We start from the raw sequence: 17,823 nt of genomic DNA on the forward strand, positions 1-17,823 counted from the left end.
AACACCCGCCGCAGGTTGTAGCCGTCCCGCATACTGGACGCCGGTGATCACCGGGACGGTTCGCCGCCGCCAACATCCGCTCCAGGGAGCCCTTTTGCCGTTCACTCTCAGCCACGCGGCGGCCGTACTGCCCGCCGTACGCGCCGACGGAACCGGACGCGGCCGACTGATACCGGCGGTACTCGTCGCCGGCTCCTTCTCTCCCGACCTGACCTACTTCGCGGCGAGCGTCCTGCCCCAGGCAATGGAGTTCGGCGAAGTCACCCATTCCTTCCCGGGCGTCTTCACGATCGACGTGGTCGTCGCCTGGGCGCTGGTGGCCCTGTGGCTGTTCCTGCGCGAGCCGCTGGTGGCCCTGCTGCCCCGCGCCGGGCAGGGCCGGACGGCCACCCTGCTGCGCTGCGGCACACCCCGCGCGCGCGTGACACCGTCCCTGGCGCTGCGGTGGTACGCCTCGGCCGCCTTCGGCGCCCTCACCCATGTCGTCTGGGACGCGTTCACGCACCACGACCGGTGGGGGGTGCGGCTGTTCCCCGTCCTCGACAGCGATCTGCGGGGCTCACCTCTGTACTGGTACCTGCAGTACGGCAGTTCGGCGCTGGCCGCGGTGGTCATCGCGGGGTTCGTATACCACGCGCTACGGCGGACCGGCACGGGCGAACCGACGGGCGTACCGGTGCTGTCGGTACGGGACCGGTGGCTGGCCTGCGCCGTGATCGGCGGCTGCGCGGCGGTGGGAGCGGTACAGCGGGTGCTGCGCTGGTGGTCGTACTGGGGTGCGAAGGCAAAGCTCTGGGAGGTGATCCCGACGCTGTGCTTCGGAGTGGGTGCGGGTCTGCTGTCGGGGTTGGTCCTGTACGCGGTGGGCGTCAGGGTCAGGGCCTGGCGTCCCGGGGAGCGGACGGGGGCTCGCGCCGCTGAAGGCCATCACCTCCGTACGGAAGACCACGCAGAAGGTCGTGCAGGAGGTCCTTCAGAAGGTCTCTCGGCGGAGGATGCGGCGGATCACGCCGGTGGACGGGCCGGAGGCCGTGCGGGTTCCCGCTGACCGCCGCGGAGCGGGCGGCGCGGCCAGCCTCGCCCCCAGCCGACCCAGAGGCGCCAGGTCTGGGCGCGGCCGGACACCGGCGGGCCGGAGCGTGGCCCGAGGTGGGCACGGCGGGTGCGGCGGATGCGGGGGTGCGGTGCGAGCGCGTGCCGGAGGGCCTCCGCACGGCGTCCGAGGGGTTCGCCCGCCGGGCTGCTGCCGGGGCTGCGGGCGGTGCTCGCGTCGGCCGCGAATGCCGGTACCGGGGAGGGCCGCGTGGGAGCCGTCCGGCGGATGAGCGTGCGTATACCCATGCCCGCATCCTGTCGGGCGGGCCCTGGCGAGGCGTGTTCGCGGGGGCCACGCGGGTGACGTACCCGGCGGGTCGGGGGAGAGTTGTCCGGGACCAGTTCATGGACCCGTGACGGGACACGGGCCGCACCGAACCCGGCGCCTGCCCGGGGCACCCGAAACGCCCCGGGACACTTCCGGCTGCCCCGGTGGCCCGGCCCGTCTGCCCGCCCAGCTGGCCAGGCACCACACACCTGTACCGAAGCCTTCGCCAAACCGCCTCGCACCGGCCCTGCGGTCCCCGCGCGCGCACCCACCCGACCCGCCACCAACACCTGGACCGAAGCCTTCGCCAAACCGCCTCGCACTGGCCCGGCGGTCCCCGCGCGCGCATCCACCCGGCTTGCCACCGCACACTTGAACCGAAGCCTGCGCCCCGCCCCCTCGCCGGGTCCGACGGTGCCGGCCCATCCGCCTCGCTCGGTACGGCACACCTCCGCCGGGGCTTCGCCCTCCCCCGCCCCCGGCCCTCTCACTCTGCGGCCGACGGGGCGGCTTCCCTGCCGGCGGCCGACCGGGGGCGGTACCGCGCCCTGTTGTCAGCCGCGTGGGCCTGGGTCGCGCGGGCACGCGGCTCAAACCCACCCGCCGACCGCCGTCCCGCAGACAACGAACCGTCTGCTCGACCGCCCACCCGGCGGAGCTGCTAGTGCGCGGCCGACTCCCAGTCGAGCCCCGAGCCCACCGAAACGTCCAGGGGCGCCCGGAGGGTCACCGCGCCCGCCATCTCGCGGCGGACCAGCTCCTCCGTGGCCTCGCGCTCGCCCGGGGCGATCTCCAGGACGATTTCGTCGTGGACCTGGAGCAGCATGCGGGACTTGAGCTTCGTCTCCTCGAGCGCCCGGCCCACGTTCAGCATGGCGATCTTGACGATGTCCGCCGCCGTGCCCTGGATCGGGGCGTTCAGGGCCATGCGCTCGGCCATCTCGCGGCGCTGGCGGTTGTCGCTGTTCAGGTCGGGGAGGTACCGGCGGCGGCCGAACAGGGTCTCCGTGTAGCCCGTCGCCCGTGCCTCGTCGACCGCCCGGCGCAGATAGTCCCGTACGCCGCCGAAGCGTTCGAAGTACGTGTCCATCAGGCCGCGTGCCTCGCCGGCGTCGATGTTCAGCTGTCCGGACAGGCCGAAGGCCGACAGACCGTACGCCAGGCCGTACGACATCGCCTTGATCTTGCGGCGCATCTCCGCGTCCACCGCCGAGCGGTCCACCGCGAACACCTGGGAGGCGACCGTGGTGTGCAGGTCCTCACCGGACGTGAACGCCTCCAACAGGCCCTCGTCCTCGGAGAGATGGGCCATCACCCGGAGTTCGATCTGGCTGTAGTCCGCGGTCATCAGCGACTCGAAGCCCTCGCCGACCACGAAACCGCGACGGATGGCCCGGCCCTCGTCCGTGCGGACCGGGATGTTCTGGAGGTTGGGGTCCGTGGAGGACAGCCGGCCCGTCGCCGCCACCGTCTGGTTGAACGTCGTGTGGATACGGCCGTCCGCCGCGATCGTCTTGATCAGGCCCTCGACGGTGACGCGCAGCTTCGCCTGCTCGCGGTGGCGGAGCATGACGACCGGCAGTTCGTTGTCCGTCTGCGTCGCGAGCCACGCCAGGGCGTCCGCGTCCGTCGTGTAGCCCGTCTTCGTCTTCTTCGTCTTCGGCAGGCCCAGCTCCCCGAAGAGGACCTCCTGAAGCTGCTTGGGCGAGCCGAGGTTGAACTCGTGGCCGGCCGCCGCGTGCGCCTCCTTCACCGCCTGCTGCACCGCGCCCGCGAACATCTGCTCCATGGCTTCGAGGTGGGCCCGGTCCGCCGCGATGCCGTGCCGCTCCATGCGGGCCAGCAGTGCCGAAGTCGGCAGCTCCATGTCCCCCAGCAGATCCACCGCGCCGACCTCCTGGACGCGCTCGCCGAACGCCTCGCCCAGGTCGACGATCGTGCGGGCCTGCACCATCAGGGAATCGGCCTCCGCTCCCTCGTCCGTACCGAAGGCCAGTTGGCCGTCCGCCGTCGCGGCGGGCGCCAGTTCACGGCCGAGGTACTCCAGGGACAGCGCGTCCAGGTCGAAGGAACGCCGGCCCGGCTTCACCAGGTACGCGGCGAGGGCCGTGTCCATGCTGACCCCGGCCACGGTCCAGCCGTGCTCCGCGAAGACCCGCATCGCGCCCTTGGCACTGTGGAACACCTTGGGCCGGTCCGCGTCGGCCAGCCAGGCCGCGAACGCGTTCTCGTCGGCCTCGTCAAGCTCCGCCGGGTCGAACCAGGCCGCCGCTCCCCCGGCCGCGGCGAGCGCGACCTCGGCGACCGAGCCGGTGCCCAGCGCCCAGGTGTCGACCGTGGCGACGCCGAGCACCTGTGTGCCGTGCTCGGTGAGCCAGGGGGCCAGCTCGCCCGCGCCGAGCACCGTCCCGTCCACCTCGACGCCGCCCTCGGCCACCGGTCCGGCCTCGACCTCCTCGGCGCCCGGGTCGACGGCCAGCAGGCGCTCGCGCAGCGAGGGGTTCCGGATCTCCAGGGTGTCGAGGACCACGGCCACCGCCGTACGGTCGTACGCCGCCCGCTCCAAGTCCGTGACCGTCTTCGGGAGTTCGACGTCCCGGACCATCTCCGTGAGCCGGCGGTTGAGCTTCACGGCCTCCAGGTGGTCACGCAGGTTCTGCCCGACCTTGCCCTTGACCTCCTCGACCCGCTCCACCAGCTCCGCGAACGACCCGAACTGGTTGATCCACTTCGCCGCCGTCTTCTCACCGACCCCCGGAATGCCCGGCAGGTTGTCGGACGGGTCGCCGCGCAGCGCCGCGAAGTCCGGGTACTGGGCCGGCGTCAACCCGTACTTCTCGAAGACCTTCTCCGGGGTGAACCGGGTCAGCTCCGAGACCCCCTTCGTCGGATACAGCACCGTCGTGTTCTCGGTGACCAGCTGGAAGGAGTCCCGGTCGCCGGTGACGATCAGTACTTCGAAGCCCTCGGCCTCGGCCTGCGTGGTCAGCGTGGCGATGACGTCGTCGGCCTCGAAACCGTCGACGGCGAACCGCTCCGCGTGCATCGCGTCGAGCAGCTCGCCGATCAGCTCGACCTGGCCCTTGAACTCGTCCGGCGTCTTCGACCGGTTCGCCTTGTACTCCGTGAACTCCTCGGAGCGCCAGGTCTTGCGGGACACGTCGAACGCCACCGCGAAGTGCGTGGGCGCCTCGTCGCGCAGCGTGTTGGCGAGCATCGACGCGAAGCCGTAGATCGCGTTCGTCGGCTGGCCCGTCGCGGTCGTGAAGTTCTCCGCGGGCAGCGCGAAGAACGCGCGGTACGCCAGCGAATGCCCATCCATGAGCATCAGCCGGGGGCGGCCCGTGCCGGAGGTCTTCTCGGTCTTCTTCGATGCTGTTTCTGCCACGACCCCGATCCTGCCACGTGCCACTGACAACGCGGGCCGCCCGGGCCCTCCAGGACCCGGTACGCCGTTGTCACTGCCCCGTGCGAGGATCGAACAGGTGGCACATACGCAGGCGAACCATGCGCACGCCCACCACGTGCAAGCGGAGACACACGTGCAAGCGAAGGGGCTCAGCCATGGCCAGCAAGCCGCCCAAGAGTGATCCGGTCCAGGACGCGCCCCAGGTCGCCGACCCCAAGCACGCGGCGGCAGGCCTGCCCGCCATCGGCCACACCCTGCGCATCGCCCAGCAGCAGATGGGCGTCCGCCGCACCGCGCTCACCCTCCTGCGCGTCAACCAGAAGGACGGCTTCGACTGCCCGGGCTGCGCCTGGCCCGAGCCCGAGCACCGGCACGCCGCGGAGTTCTGCGAGAACGGCGCGAAGGCCGTCGCCGAGGAAGCCACCCTGCGCCGCGTCACCCCGGAGTTCTTCGCCACCCACACCGTGACCGACCTGGCCGGCCGCAGCGGCTACTGGCTGGGCCAGCAGGGCCGCCTCACCCACCCCATGTACCTGCCCGAGGGCGCCGACCGCTACGAACCGGTCTCCTGGGACCGCGCCTTCGACATCGTCGCCGAGGAGCTGAAGGCCCTCGCCTCGCCGGACGAGGCCCTCTTCTACACCTCGGGCCGCACCAGCAACGAGGCGGCCTTCCTCTACCAGCTGTTCGCCCGCGAACTGGGCACGAACAACCTCCCCGACTGCTCGAACATGTGCCACGAGTCATCGGGTTCCGCGCTCAACGAGACCATCGGCGTCGGCAAGGGAAGCGTCCTCCTTGAGGACCTCTACAAGGCCGATCTGATCATCGTCGCCGGCCAGAACCCCGGCACCAACCACCCCCGGATGCTCTCCGCCCTGGAGAAGGCGAAGGCGAACGGCGCGCGGATCATCAGCGTCAACCCGCTGCCCGAGGCGGGCCTGGAACGCTTCAAGAACCCGCAGACCCCCCAGGGCATGCTCAAGGGCGCGGCCCTCACCGACCTGTTCCTGCAGATCCGCATCGGCGGCGACCAGGCCCTCTTCCGCCTCCTCAACAAGCTCATCCTCGACACCGAGGGTGCGGTCGACGAGGACTTCGTCGGCGAACACACCCACGGCTACGAGGAGTTCGTCGAGGCGGCCCGCGCCGCCGACTGGGACGAGACCCTCACCGCGACGGGCCTCACGCGCGCGGAGATCGAGAAAGCCCTCGGCATGGTGCTGGCCTCCGAACGCACCATCGTGTGCTGGGCGATGGGCCTGACCCAGCACAAGCACTCCGTGCCCACCATCCGCGAAGTGGTCAACTTCCTTCTCCTGCGCGGCAACATCGGCCGCCCCGGCGCCGGCGTGTGCCCGGTGCGCGGCCACTCGAACGTGCAGGGCGACCGCACGATGGGCATCTTCGAGCGCCCCGCCCCCGCCTTCCTGGACGCCCTGGAGAAGGAGTTCGGCTTCGCCCCGCCCCGCGAACACGGCTACGACGTCGTACGGGCCATCCGCGCCCTCCGCGACGGCGAGGCGAAGGTCTTCTTCGCCATGGGCGGCAACTTCGTCTCCGCCTCGCCCGACACGGAGGTCACGGAGGCGGCCATGCGCCGTGCACGCCTCACCGTGCACGTGTCGACGAAGCTGAACCGCTCGCACGCCGTCACGGGCGCGCGTGCGCTGATCCTGCCGACCCTCGGCCGCACCGAGCGGGATCTGCAGGGCAGCGGCGAGCAGTTCGTGACGGTCGAGGACTCCATGGGCATGGTGCACGCCTCCCGGGGCCGCCTGAACCCGGCGAGCACGCATCTCCTCTCCGAGCCGGCCATCGTCTGCCGCCTGGCCCGAAGTGTCCTGGGCGAGGAGTCCCGCACGCCCTGGGAGGAGTTCGAGAAGGACTACGCGACGATCCGCGACCGCATCGCTCGCGTGATCCCGGGCTTCGAGGACTTCAACGCGCGCGTGGCCGACCCGGCGGGCTTCGCTCTCCCGCACGCCCCACGCGACGAACGCCGCTTCCCCACCGCCACCGGCAAGGCCAACTTCACCGCAGCGCCCGTCGAGTTCCCCCAGCTCCCAGAAGGCCGCCTGCTGCTGCAGACCCTGCGCTCGCACGACCAGTACAACACCACGATCTACGGCCTGGACGACCGCTACCGGGGCATCAAGAACGGCCGCCGGGTCGTCCTGGTCAACCCCGAGGACGCAACGACCCTGGGGGTCGCGGACGGGTCGTACGTCGATCTCGTGAGCGAGTGGAAGGACGGCGTCGAACGGCGGGCGCCCGGGTTCCGGATCGTGTTCTACCCGACAGCGCGGGGCTGCGCGGCGGCCTACTACCCGGAGACCAACGTCCTGGTCCCGCTGGACGCCACCGCCGACACCAGCAACACCCCGGCCAGCAAGTCCGTGGTCGTGCGTCTGGAACAATCGGCCACCGACTGAGCGTTTGCTCAGTGGACGAGGACACAGGCGTGCGGACACCGCACCGATCACGACGAACGGAGCCGGGCCCCATGGGCGAGCAGCAGCACGTGAAGTTCCCGCAGCAGGTCATCGACGAGTACACGGCACTGGGTATCGACGTGATCGCCATGTTCTCCGCGGGCCACCTCGGCAACCGGATGGGCGTGCAGATCGTGGAGGCGTCGGCCGACCGGGTCGTCGGCACGATGCCCGTCGAGGGCAACACACAGCCGTACGGCCTGCTGCACGGCGGCGCTTCCGCGGTGCTGGCCGAGACGCTCGGGTCGGTCGGGGCGATGCTGCACGGGGGCAGCGCGAAGATCGCCGTCGGCGTGGACCTGAACTGCACCCACCATCGCGGGGCCCGCTCCGGCCTGGTCACCGGCGTGGCCACACCGGTGCACCGGGGGCGGTCGACAGCGACGTACGAGATCGTGATCACGGACGAGGCCGACAAGCGCGTATGCACGGCGCGTCTGACGTGCCTGCTGCGTGACGCGCCCGCGGCGGCATGAGGGCGCTTCCTCACCCCCTCCGCCCTTTACCCCTCCTGCCCCAGGAGGCTGCGCCCCCGGACCCCCAGCGGCCCCGACCGGGCATCGCCCTCGAACGCCGGACAGGCCGGAGGCGCGGTTCGACGCCGGAAGGGCGCAAACCCCGCCGGGGCCGCACCGGCCCCGACCTGCCGCCCCACCCTTGCCGAAGGTCCCCGTTGCCTGCCCGGCCACCCCCCACTACCGTTCCCGCATGAGGCTGCGACCATGACCGGCATCGGCCCCGTCGAACCCGTCAACTCGCCGGACGCGCAAGAGACTTACGAAATCATCGGTGCCGACACACCACGTCTCGCACACCGCTGGAAGGCCGCGTCGCCGCGCGTCCGCAGAGCCACTCTCTGCGCCGCCGCGCTCGCCGCCGCGACAGCCGGAGTCATCGCCCTACTGCCCCCGAAGCCGTCCGGGCCGACCAGCACCCTCATCCCCATCCCGTGGCCCTCGACCGTCACCACGTTCCGGTACACCGGACTCGCCGCGACCTTCGACTCCGCGCCCGCCAGCGGCCTCTTCCGGTTCGCGGTGACCGTACACAGCGGGCCCCCCGTGACCCTGCGCGTCGACGGCGCCGCCGTCGCCGGTCTCACCGCCCGCATCTCACCCGCCCAGACCACCACCACCATCAACGCGGGGACCACCCGTCGGATCACCGTCCAGATATCCGTGATCCGCTGCACCGGCCTCCCCCTCGACAGGCATCGACCCTCGCTCGCCGTAACGCTGCGTAACACACGCGCAATACAACATCACCGCTTCATCTTCGGCGGCACCTACCCCGACGACCTCGCCACGCTGCTCCACACCGCCTGCGACCCTTTGCCCCCGCGGCCAAGCACGAGGACACAGGCAGAGGCAATCGAAGCTCCATATTCTCAAAATATGGACTGAGAGTAATTCCGGCCAAACTGGCCGAGATCAACTTCCGCCAAGGATCATCAACCGGCACGTCATAACAAGAAAGTCACAAGCCAGCCCTCCAAGATGCTCCCGTGCACAGAGGGGCTTAGAGTCACGGCCAGTCACCGCGCCGCCGGGCGCGTCTGCAGCACGGTTTGCTCCACCCCAGTACGGCCCGGCGAGACACACGGCAGCCCAGCAGGGCCGCTGCGCCAGGGAGAGGATTTAATCGTGCGTCAGCGTTCTTTGGTCGTACTCACCTCCATGCTCACCACCGGAGCACTCGCACTGACCGCCTGCGGTTCGCGCGACAACAGTGGAGACAAGAGCAGCGACAAGACCGAGATCATCATCGGCGTCGACGCCCCGCTGACCGGCCAGAACTCCGCCACGGGCCTCGGCATCCAGGGTGGCGTGCAGATCGCCGTCGATGACGCCAACAAGAACAACACCGTCCCCGGCGTGACCTTCAAGGTCCTGGCGCTGGACGACAAGGCGATCCCGGCCCAGGGCCAGTCGAACGCCACCCAACTGGTCAGCAACGACAAGGTTCTCGGCGTCGTCGGCCCGCTGAACTCCGGTGTCGCCACCCAGATGCAGCAGGTCTTCGCCACCGCCAACCTGGTCGAGGTCTCGCCCTCCAACACGGCGCCCGAGCTCACCCAGGGCAAGAACTGGCAGACGGCGAAGTCGCGTCCCTTCAAGACGTACTTCCGCACCGCCACCACCGACGCCCTCCAGGGCGGCTTCGCGGCCGAATACGCGTCCACCACGCTCAAGAAGCGCAACGTCTTCATCGTCGACGACAAGCAGACCTACGGCGCCGGCCTGGCCAAGCTCTTCAAGGCCGGCTTCACCAAGTCCGGCGGCAAGGTCGCGGGCGAGGACCACGTCAACACCGGCGACACCGACTTCTCGGCCCTCGTCACCAAGATCAAGAACTCCAAGGCCGACCTCGTCTACTACGGCGGCCAGTACGACGAGTCGGAGAAGCTGACCAAGCAGCTCAAGGACGGCGGCGCCAAGATCCCGCTGTTCGGCGGCGACGGCATGTTCTCCGACACCTACATCCAGACCTCCGGCAAGACCTCCGAAGGCGACCTCGTCACCTCCGTCGGCCAGCCCGTCGACTCCCTGCCCTCCGCCGCGGACTTCATCAAGAAGTACAAGGCCTCCGGCCTCAAGGGCGACTACGGCACCTACGGTGGCTACTCCTACGACGCCGCGACCGCCATCATCAAGGCGATCGGCAACGTCGTGAAGGACGGCAAGATCCCGGACGGCGCCCGCGCCAAGATCGTCGACGAGGTCCAGAAGACCAAGTTCGACGGCATCGCCGGCCCCGTCTCGTTCGACGAGTACGGCGACACCACCAACAAGCAGCTCACCGTCTACCAGGTCGTCGACGGTAAGTGGAAGGCCGTCAAGAGCGGCACGTTCAACGGCTGATCCCCACCGCCGCTAGCACCACCCACGGGCCGCGCGGCCACGACCACACCGTCACCGCGCGGCCCGCTTCACGCCCTGCTCACTCCCCACCACCCACATGGAGGCCACGCGGTGAACACTCTGCCGCAGCAGCTGGCCAACGGGCTGTTCCTCGGCTCGATGTACGGGCTGATCGCCATCGGTTACACGATGGTGTACGGCATCGTCCAGCTCATCAACTTCGCCCATGGCGAGATCTTCATGACCGGAGGCTTCGGCGCACTCACGGTCTACCTCTTCGTCCTGCCCGACGGCACATCCATGTGGATAGCCCTACCAGCGATGCTCATCGGCGGCGGAATCGTCTCCGTCCTCATCGCCGTCGGGGCGGAACGCTTCGCCTACCGACCACTACGCGGAGCGCCACGCCTCGCACCCCTCATCACCGCCATCGGCCTCTCCCTCGCCCTCCAGCAGGCCGTCTTCAACTGGTACCCCGACGCCAAGACCGACCGCAACTTCCCGCAGTTGGACTTCGGCCCCTGGCACCTCGGCTCCATCAGCATCAGCAGCGGCTCCGTCTTCGTCATCGTCGCCGCCCCGCTCTGTATGGCGGCCCTCGCCCTCTTCGTCAGCCTCTCCCGCACCGGCCGCGCCATGCAGGCCACCGCGCAGGACCCCGACACCGCCCAGCTCATGGGCATCGACACCAACCGCATCATCGTGATCGCCTTCGCCATCGGCGGCTTCTTCGCCGCGGTCGCCGCCGTCGCCTACGGCCTGCGCTACGGCTCGGTCAAGTACGACATGGGCTTCCAGATGGGACTCAAGGCGTTCACCGCCGCCGTCCTCGGCGGCATCGGCAACATCTACGGTGCGATGATCGGCGGCCTCGTCCTCGGCCTCGCCGAAACCATGGCCACCTCCTACATCGACGGCATCCCCGGCATGCAGCAGCTCGGAGGCGGCGGCTGGGCGTCCGTATGGGCCTTCGTCCTCCTCATCCTCGTACTGCTGTTCAGGCCACAAGGCCTGGTCGGCGAACGCGTCGCGGACAGGGCGTGACCACCATGGCAACCACCGAGAAGACCACAGCCACCCCACGCGGCCTCATCGCACTCCCCCAGAGCGCAGCCCGCGCCCTCATCGCCGTCGGCGCCGTCGGCACCATCGCCAGCACGTTCATGTCCTGGACCTACACGTCCGACTTCCCCGGGGACCTCACCTACTACGGCTCCCCGGCCGGACTCCAGATCCTCGCCCTCGTCGCCGGCGCACTCACCCTCCTGTACGCGCTCACCCTCTGGAACGTACGCGGCCTCAACTGGCTCAACCCGGCAGGCGCCACCGCACCCGTCGTCCTCGCCGCCACCTCCGCCTTCGCCGTCAGCTGGTTCAGCGCCATCGCCATCGCCGTCGACCTCAAGGGCCTCGTGGCCCTCGACCCCGGCGCCTACATCGCCGCCATCGCCTCACTGGTGGCCCTCATCGGCGCCCTCGCGCTCCCCCGGCCCGGCGACACGTTCAAGAGCTACGTCACCAAGCCCCAGAACATCCCCGCGGCGCACAGCCTCCCCGCCTGGGTCGAGCGCCTGGTGATCTCCGCCGCCACCGCTCTCGCCCTGGTCGTCTTCGCCTACGGCATCGGCGTCGACCCGGACGCCAGCGAAACGTTCCTCGGCTACCTGCTGCTGGTCGTCTTCGGCGCCTGGGCACTGCTCACCGCCGGCCTCTTCGACCGCATCTCAGAGCTGAACGCCCGCCACAAGGGATTCGCCACCTCCATGGCCTTCCTCGCCGCGGCACTCTTCCCCTTCGTCGAGAACGACGAGCACAACGCCAACCTCGGCGTGAACATCCTCGTCGTCGCCACCGTCGCCCTCGGCCTCAACATCGTCGTCGGCCTCACCGGACTCCTCGACCTCGGATACGTCGCCTTCCTCGGCGTCGGCGCCTACGCCGCGGCCCTGGTCTCCGGCTCCGAGTTCTCCCGGTTCTCCGGCGTCCAGTTCCCCTTCTGGGCCGCCATGCTCACCGGCATGCTCGCCTCACTCGTCTTCGGCGTCCTCATCGGCGCCCCCACCCTGCGACTGCGCGGCGACTACCTCGCCATCGTCACCCTGGGCTTCGGAGAGATCTTCCGCATCACCGTCAACAACCTCGACGGCACCTCCGGCCCCAACATCACCAACGGCCCCAACGGCATCTCGATGATCCCCGACCTGGAGATCTTCGGCTTCAACTTCGGAACGTCCCACGACATCGGCTCGATCACCCTCGGCCGATTCGCGAACTACTTCCTGCTGATGCTGATCATCACCGCGATCGTCGTGGTCGTCTTCAACCGGGCAGCGGACTCCCGCATCGGCCGCTCCTGGATCGCCATCCGCGAGGACGAGACCGCCGCCACCGCCATGGGCATCAACGGCTTCCGCGTCAAGCTCATCGCCTTCGCACTCGGCGCCTCCCTCGCCGGCCTCGCCGGCACGGTCAGCGCCCACGTCGGCTACAGCGTCAACCCCGCCCCCTACCAGTTCGCCGGCTCCGTCCCGCCGAACTCGGCCTTCCTGCTCGCCGCGGTCGTCCTCGGCGGCATGGGCACCGTCAACGGCCCCATCCTCGGCGCCACACTCCTCTACCTCCTCCCCGAGAAGCTCGGCTTCCTCAAGGAGTACCAGCTCTTCGCCTTCGGCATCGCCCTCGTGGTCCTCATGCGCTTCAGGCCCGAAGGCATCATCGCCAACCGGCGCCGCCAACTCGAATTCCACGAGACAGACCAACTCGACATCCCCGAGACCGGCCTCCCCGACACCACCGTCGGCGTCACCAAGGCAGGGGCGTGACCAGCATGACCACCACCACGGCCACCAGCCCCGTCCTCGAAGCCACCGGCGTCACCATGCGCTTCGGCGGCCTCACCGCCGTACGCAACGTCGACCTCACGGTCAACGCCGGCGAGATCGTCGGCCTCATCGGCCCCAACGGCGCCGGCAAGACCACCTTCTTCAACTGCCTGACGGGCCTGTACGTCCCCACCGAAGGCAAGGTCTCCTACAAGGGCAAGGTCCTCCCGCCCAAGCCCCACCTGGTGACCAGCGCCGGCATCGCCCGCACCTTCCAGAACATCCGGCTCTTCGCCAACATGACCGTCCTGGAAAACGTGCTCGTCGGCCGCCACACCAGAACCAAGGAAGGCCTCTGGTCGGCCCTCCTGCGCGGCCCCGGCTTCCGCAAGGCCGAAGCCACCTCCCGTGAACGCGCCATGGAACTCCTGGAGTTCATCGGTCTCGCCCACAAGGCCGACCACCTCTCCCGCAACCTCCCCTACGGCGAACAGCGCAAGCTCGAAATCGCCCGGGCCATGGCCAGCGAACCCGGCCTCCTCCTCCTGGACGAGCCCACCGCCGGCATGAACCCCCAGGAGACCCGCGCGACCGAGGACCTCGTCTTCGCCATCCGCGACCGGGGCATCGCCGTCCTCGTCATCGAGCACGACATGCGCTTCATCTTCAACCTGAGCGACCGCGTCGCCTGTCTCGTCCAAGGCGAAAAACTCGTCGAGGGCACCTCCGAAGTCGTCCAGAACGACGACCGAGTCATCGCCGCCTACCTCGGCACCCCCTTCGAAGGCGCCCCCGGCGACGAGGAGATCGCCGAAGTCGAAGCCGCCGAAACCTCCGGAGCGCAGAGCACCACCAGCACGGAAGGACCCGCCAAGTGACCGCGCTGCTAGAGGTCGAAGACCTCAAGGTCGCCTACGGCAAGATCGAAGCCGTCAAGGGCATCTCCTTCACCGTCGAAGCCGGCCAGATCGTCACCCTCATCGGGACCAACGGCGCCGGCAAGACCACCACCCTGCGCACCCTCTCCGGACTGCTCAAGCCCAGCAGCGGCCGCGTCATCTTCGACGGCAAGCCGCTCACCGGCGTCCCCGCCCACAAGATCGTCGCCCTCGGCCTGGCCCACTCCCCCGAGGGACGCCACATCTTCCCCCGGCTGACGATCACCGAGAACCTCCAGCTCGGCGCGTTCCTGCGCACCGACAAGGCCGGCATCGAGAAGGACATCCAGCGCGCCTACGACCTCTTCCCCATCCTGGGCGAACGCAGGAAGCAGGCAGCGGGCACCCTCTCCGGCGGCGAACAGCAGATGCTCGCCATGGGCCGCGCCCTGATGTCCCAGCCGAAACTGCTCATGCTCGACGAGCCCTCCATGGGCCTCTCCCCGATCATGATGCAGAAGATCATGGCCACCATCGCCGAACTCAAGGCCTCCGGCACGACCATCCTCCTCGTCGAGCAGAACGCCCAGGCGGCGCTCTCCCTCGCCGATCAGGGCCACGTCATGGAGGTCGGCAACATCGTCCTCTCCGGCACCGGCCAGGACCTCATCCACGACGAGTCGGTCCGCAAGGCGTACCTCGGCGAGGACTGAGTCCTTCGACAGCACGTACGAGAGGCCCGCGCCCCCGGCCAGGGGTGCGGGCCTCTCGTACGTCTACGTCCGTCCGTGGGCCGCGTCAGCCCTTGGCGGCCTTCTTCTCCTCGGCGTCCGCGATGACCGCCTCGGCGACCTGCTGCATGGACATACGGCGGTCCATCGACGTCTTCTGGATCCACCGGAACGCGGCGGGCTCGGACAGGCCGTACTCCGTCTGCAGGACCGACTTCGCACGGTCGACGAGCTTGCGGGTCTCCAGCCGCAGAGTGAGATCCGCGATCTCCTTCTCCAGGGTCCGCATCTCGTTGAACCGCGAAACCGCCATCTCGATCGCCGGCACGACGTCGCTCTTGCTGAACGGCTTCACGAGGTACGCCATGGCCCCGGCGTCCCGGGCCCGCTCGACGAGGTCGCGCTGCGAGAAGGCGGTCAGCATCAGCACCGGCGCGATGGACTCCGCGGCGATCTTCTCCGCCGCCGAGATGCCGTCGAGCTTCGGCATCTTCACATCGAGGATGACGAGATCGGGGCGGTGCTCACGGGCAAGCTCCACGGCCTGCTCACCGTCACCGGCCTCACCGACGACGGTGTAGCCCTCCTCTTCGAGCATCTCCTTGAGATCGAGCCGAATGAGCGCCTCGTCCTCGGCAATGACGACACGGGTCGTCAGCGGAGGCACGTGCGACTTGTCGTCGTCGGGCGCGTCTACGGGCTGGGGCGACTCGGGGGCGGTCACGGGGAGCTCCTCGTTCAGGGCAGAATGCTGCTGGCAAGAGCCTACCTAGATGATGCCGACTGTGGTCACCGGGTACACTCCCAACAGCACTCAGGCCGGGTTGGCGCAATTGGCTGACGCGGAGGTCTCAAACACCTCTGTCCGAAAGGACATGTGGGTTCGAATCCCATACCCGGCACTCCAAGCGGATGTCCACGTCCTGGTGAACATCCGCTTTTTGCTGCGTGTCGTCGCGATCAGTGACACAGAGTGTTCGCATGAACTTTCACGGCACCGACGTGCGACAGAAGGCGGTCGCGCTCTTGCGTGGTGGCATGCGGAACGCGGATGTCGCCCGGCAACTCAACGTCCCCGTGGGCACTGTCGGCAAGTGGCTCCACGTGGACCGTTCAAAGCACGGCGAATGCCCTGGGAGACCAGTGCCGATGTGTCCCCGGTGCGACGATCGGCCCCTCGACGAGGTCGCGTACTCGTACCTGCTGGGCCTCTATTTGGGCGATGGCTACATCGCCAATTGGTCTGGTCACCGGAGTCCCAGTCTCGTAATCACCTGCGACGACTCCTGGCCCGGCCTCATGGACGAGTGCGAGCTGGCCATGCGCACGGTCTTTCCGAACAACGCCGTCTGCCGCGCCCCCAAGATCGGTTGCCACGACGTGAAGCTCTATTCCAACCATCTTCGCTGCCTGTTCCCCCAGCACGGCACCGGCAAGAAGCACGAACGCCTCATAGCTCTCGAACCATGGCAACAGGCGATCGTCGATTCCAGCCCCTGGCAGTTCATCCGAGGGCTCATCCACTCAGACGGTTGCCGCATGATCAACTGGACCACGCGCCTCATCTCGGGCGAGAAGAAGCGCTACGAATACCCGCGCTACTTCTTCACGAACCTCTCGTCCGACATCAGAGAGCTCTACACCGACACCCTCGACAAGGTCGGCGTCGATTGGAAGCGAGCGAACGCCAAGAACATCTCCGTAGCCCGCAAAGCCTCCGTAGCCCTCATGGACACCCACGTAGGCCCGAAGTACTGACCGGGGAAACAGGGCCCCTCCGCCAAGAGGGGCCCCGCTCACGCTACTTGGGGCTGTCGTCCTCGCCGATGTGGTGGACGCGGACCAGGTTGGTGGAGCCGGAGACGCCGGGCGGGGAGCCGGCGGTGATCACGACCACGTCGCCCTGCCGGCAGCGCCCGTACTGCAGGAGCAGTTCGTCCACCTGGTCGACCATCGCGTCCGTGGAGTCGACATGAGGGCCGAGGAAGGTTTCCACGCCCCACGTCAGCGTCAGCTGGGACCGGGTCGCCGGGTCCGGGGTGAAGGCCAGGAGGGGGATCGGGGAGCGGTAGCGGGACAGGCGTTTCACCGTGTCGCCGGACTGGGTGAACGCCACCAGGAACTTCGCGCCGAGGAAGTCGCCCATCTCGGCCGCCGCCCGGGCCACGGCGCCGCCCTGCGTGCGGGGCTTGTTGCGATCCGTCAGGGGAGGCAGGCCCTTGGCCAGCATGTCCTCCTCGGCCGCTTCCACGATCTTCGCCATCGTGCGGACCGTCTCGATGGCGTACTTGCCCACGCTCGTCTCGCCGGACAGCATCACCGCGTCCGTGCCGTCGATGACCGCGTTCGCGACATCGGACGCCTCCGCCCTGGTCGGGCGCGAGTTCTCGATCATCGAGTCGAGCATCTGCGTGGCGACGATGACCGGCTTGGCGTTGCGCTTCGCCAGCTTGATCGCACGCTTCTGGACGATCGGGACCTGTTCCAGGGGCATTTCGACGCCGAGGTCACCGCGGGCGACCATGATGCCGTCGAAGGCGGCGACGATGTCGTCGATCGCGTCGACGGCCTGGGGCTTCTCGACCTTGGCGATGACCGGGAGGCGGCGGTGTTCCTCGTCCATGATGCGGTGGACGTCGTCGATGTCGCGTCCGCTGCGGACGAAGGAGAGGGCGATGACGTCGAAGCCCGTGCGCAGCGCCCAGCGCAGGTCCGCTTCGTCCTTGTCGGAAAGGGCGGGGACGGACACCGCCACGCCGGGGAGGTTGAGGCCCTTGTGGTCGGAGATCACTCCGCCTTCGACGACCTTGGTGTGGACGCGGGGTTCGTCGACGGCGGTGACTTCGAGGCAGACCTTTCCGTCGTCGACGAGGATGCGTTCGCCGGGGGTGACGTCGGCGGCGAGGCCCGCGTAGGTGGTGCCGCAGGTCTGGCGGTCGCCTTCGACGCCCTCCTCGACGGTGATGGTGAAGGTGTCGTCGCGTTCGAGGAGTACGGGGCCTTCGGCGAAGCGGCCGAGTCGGATCTTCGGGCCTTGAAGGTCGGCGAGGAGGCCGATGCTGCGGCCGGTTTCGTCGGCGGCCTTTCGAACGTGCTGGTATCGCGCCTCGTGTTCGGCGTAGGTGCCGTGGCTGAGGTTGAAGCGGGCTACGTCCATTCCGGCGTCGACCAGTGCCTTGATCCGGTCGTAGGAGTCGGTGGCGGGGCCCAAAGTACAGACGATCTTTGCTCGGCGCATACTTCGAGCGTAGGCCTTACCGGTGG

At 68.9% G+C, this 17,823-nt stretch carries 13 protein-coding genes and 1 tRNA gene; 11 read left to right on the plus strand and 3 right to left on the minus strand.

The features are described 5' to 3' along the window. The first annotated feature begins 94 nt into the window (after window positions 1-94). The gene (locus tag QA861_RS34650) at window positions 95-1,048 is read left to right on the plus strand and encodes a DUF4184 family protein (protein ID WP_334592638.1); all 954 of its coding nucleotides are present in this window, start codon (window positions 95-97) and stop codon (window positions 1,046-1,048) included. Between the two features lie 976 nt (window positions 1,049-2,024). Here the strand turns inward: QA861_RS34650 and polA are convergent. Further along, on the minus strand, window positions 2,025-4,751 hold the full coding sequence (gene polA / locus QA861_RS34655; RefSeq protein WP_334592639.1) for a DNA polymerase I: 2,727 nt from the start codon (window positions 4,749-4,751) through the stop codon (window positions 2,025-2,027). 176 nt (window positions 4,752-4,927) lie between these two features. On the opposite strand from polA, the gene QA861_RS34660 reads away from it, so the two are divergent. The 8 genes from QA861_RS34660 to QA861_RS34695 all read left to right on the plus strand — a co-directional run bounded on the left by QA861_RS34660 (window position 4,928) and on the right by QA861_RS34695 (window position 14,541). Then, window positions 4,928-7,207 carry an FdhF/YdeP family oxidoreductase gene (locus QA861_RS34660; RefSeq protein ID WP_334592640.1) on the plus strand — a complete coding sequence of 760 codons (2,280 nt, stop codon included), beginning with the start codon at window positions 4,928-4,930 and terminating at the stop codon, window positions 7,205-7,207. 71 nt (window positions 7,208-7,278) lie between these two features. Beyond that, a complete protein-coding gene (locus QA861_RS34665; RefSeq protein ID WP_334592641.1) occupies window positions 7,279-7,743 on the plus strand; it encodes a PaaI family thioesterase in 465 nt (154 codons plus the stop codon). Between the two features lie 246 nt (window positions 7,744-7,989). Further along, window positions 7,990-8,670: a hypothetical protein gene (locus QA861_RS34670; protein WP_334592642.1), complete on the plus strand. Its 681-nt coding sequence runs from the start codon at window positions 7,990-7,992 to the stop codon at window positions 8,668-8,670. 240 nt (window positions 8,671-8,910) lie between these two features. Next, window positions 8,911-10,128 (plus strand): branched-chain amino acid ABC transporter substrate-binding protein, encoded by a 1,218-nt coding sequence (locus QA861_RS34675; RefSeq protein ID WP_334592644.1) that lies wholly within the window; start codon window positions 8,911-8,913, stop codon window positions 10,126-10,128. A 111-nt stretch (window positions 10,129-10,239) separates the two neighbouring features. After that, window positions 10,240-11,172, plus strand: a complete 933-nt coding sequence (locus QA861_RS34680; protein WP_334592646.1) for a branched-chain amino acid ABC transporter permease — start codon at window positions 10,240-10,242, stop codon at window positions 11,170-11,172. Between the two features lie 5 nt (window positions 11,173-11,177). Next, complete coding sequence (locus QA861_RS34685; protein ID WP_334594941.1) at window positions 11,178-12,950, plus strand: branched-chain amino acid ABC transporter permease; 1,773 nt, start codon at window positions 11,178-11,180, stop codon at window positions 12,948-12,950. Window positions 12,951-12,955: 5 nt separating this feature from the next. Continuing rightward, window positions 12,956-13,828 (plus strand): ABC transporter ATP-binding protein, encoded by an 873-nt coding sequence (locus QA861_RS34690; RefSeq protein WP_334592647.1) that lies wholly within the window; start codon window positions 12,956-12,958, stop codon window positions 13,826-13,828. Next, window positions 13,825-14,541 (plus strand): ABC transporter ATP-binding protein, encoded by a 717-nt coding sequence (locus QA861_RS34695; RefSeq protein ID WP_334592648.1) that lies wholly within the window; start codon window positions 13,825-13,827, stop codon window positions 14,539-14,541. Before QA861_RS34690 ends, QA861_RS34695 begins: the two co-directional genes overlap by 4 nt. 85 nt (window positions 14,542-14,626) lie before the next feature. Here the strand turns inward: QA861_RS34695 and QA861_RS34700 are convergent, their stop codons facing one another. Beyond that, window positions 14,627-15,283 (minus strand): ANTAR domain-containing response regulator, encoded by a 657-nt coding sequence (locus tag QA861_RS34700; RefSeq protein WP_006382384.1) that lies wholly within the window; start codon window positions 15,281-15,283, stop codon window positions 14,627-14,629. A 94-nt stretch (window positions 15,284-15,377) separates the two neighbouring features. Between QA861_RS34700 and QA861_RS34705 the strand changes: the two genes are divergently transcribed. Beyond that, a tRNA-Leu gene (locus QA861_RS34705) sits at window positions 15,378-15,461 on the plus strand. Between the two features lie 79 nt (window positions 15,462-15,540). Further along, a complete protein-coding gene (locus QA861_RS34710; RefSeq protein ID WP_334592649.1) occupies window positions 15,541-16,317 on the plus strand; it encodes a helix-turn-helix domain-containing protein in 777 nt (258 codons plus the stop codon). Between the two features lie 43 nt (window positions 16,318-16,360). On the opposite strand, the gene pyk is transcribed toward QA861_RS34710, so the two are convergent. Next, window positions 16,361-17,797, minus strand: coding sequence for a pyruvate kinase (pyk, locus tag QA861_RS34715; RefSeq protein WP_334592650.1), 1,437 nt, complete (start codon window positions 17,795-17,797; stop codon window positions 16,361-16,363). Between the last annotated feature and the right edge of the window lie 26 nt (window positions 17,798-17,823).

Source organism: Streptomyces sp. B21-083 (genome assembly GCF_036898825.1).
Taxonomy (GTDB): domain Bacteria; phylum Actinomycetota; class Actinomycetes; order Streptomycetales; family Streptomycetaceae; genus Streptomyces.

Bases quoted from the DNA above. Each gene is read 5' to 3' on its own strand.
- QA861_RS34710 (WP_334592649.1), top strand. From the start codon at position 15,541: ATGAACTTTCACGGCACCGACGTGCGACAGAAGGCGGTCGCGCTCTTG.
- QA861_RS34665 (WP_334592641.1), top strand. From the start codon at position 7,279: ATGGGCGAGCAGCAGCACGTGAAGTTCCCGCAGCAGGTCATCGACGAG.
- QA861_RS34660 (WP_334592640.1), top strand. From the start codon at position 4,928: ATGGCCAGCAAGCCGCCCAAGAGTGATCCGGTCCAGGACGCGCCCCAG.
- QA861_RS34685 (WP_334594941.1), top strand. From the start codon at position 11,178: ATGGCAACCACCGAGAAGACCACAGCCACCCCACGCGGCCTCATCGCA.
- pyk (WP_334592650.1), bottom strand. From the start codon at position 17,797: ATGCGCCGAGCAAAGATCGTCTGTACTTTGGGCCCCGCCACCGACTCC.
- QA861_RS34690 (WP_334592647.1), top strand. From the start codon at position 12,956: ATGACCACCACCACGGCCACCAGCCCCGTCCTCGAAGCCACCGGCGTC.
- QA861_RS34670 (WP_334592642.1), top strand. From the start codon at position 7,990: ATGACCGGCATCGGCCCCGTCGAACCCGTCAACTCGCCGGACGCGCAA.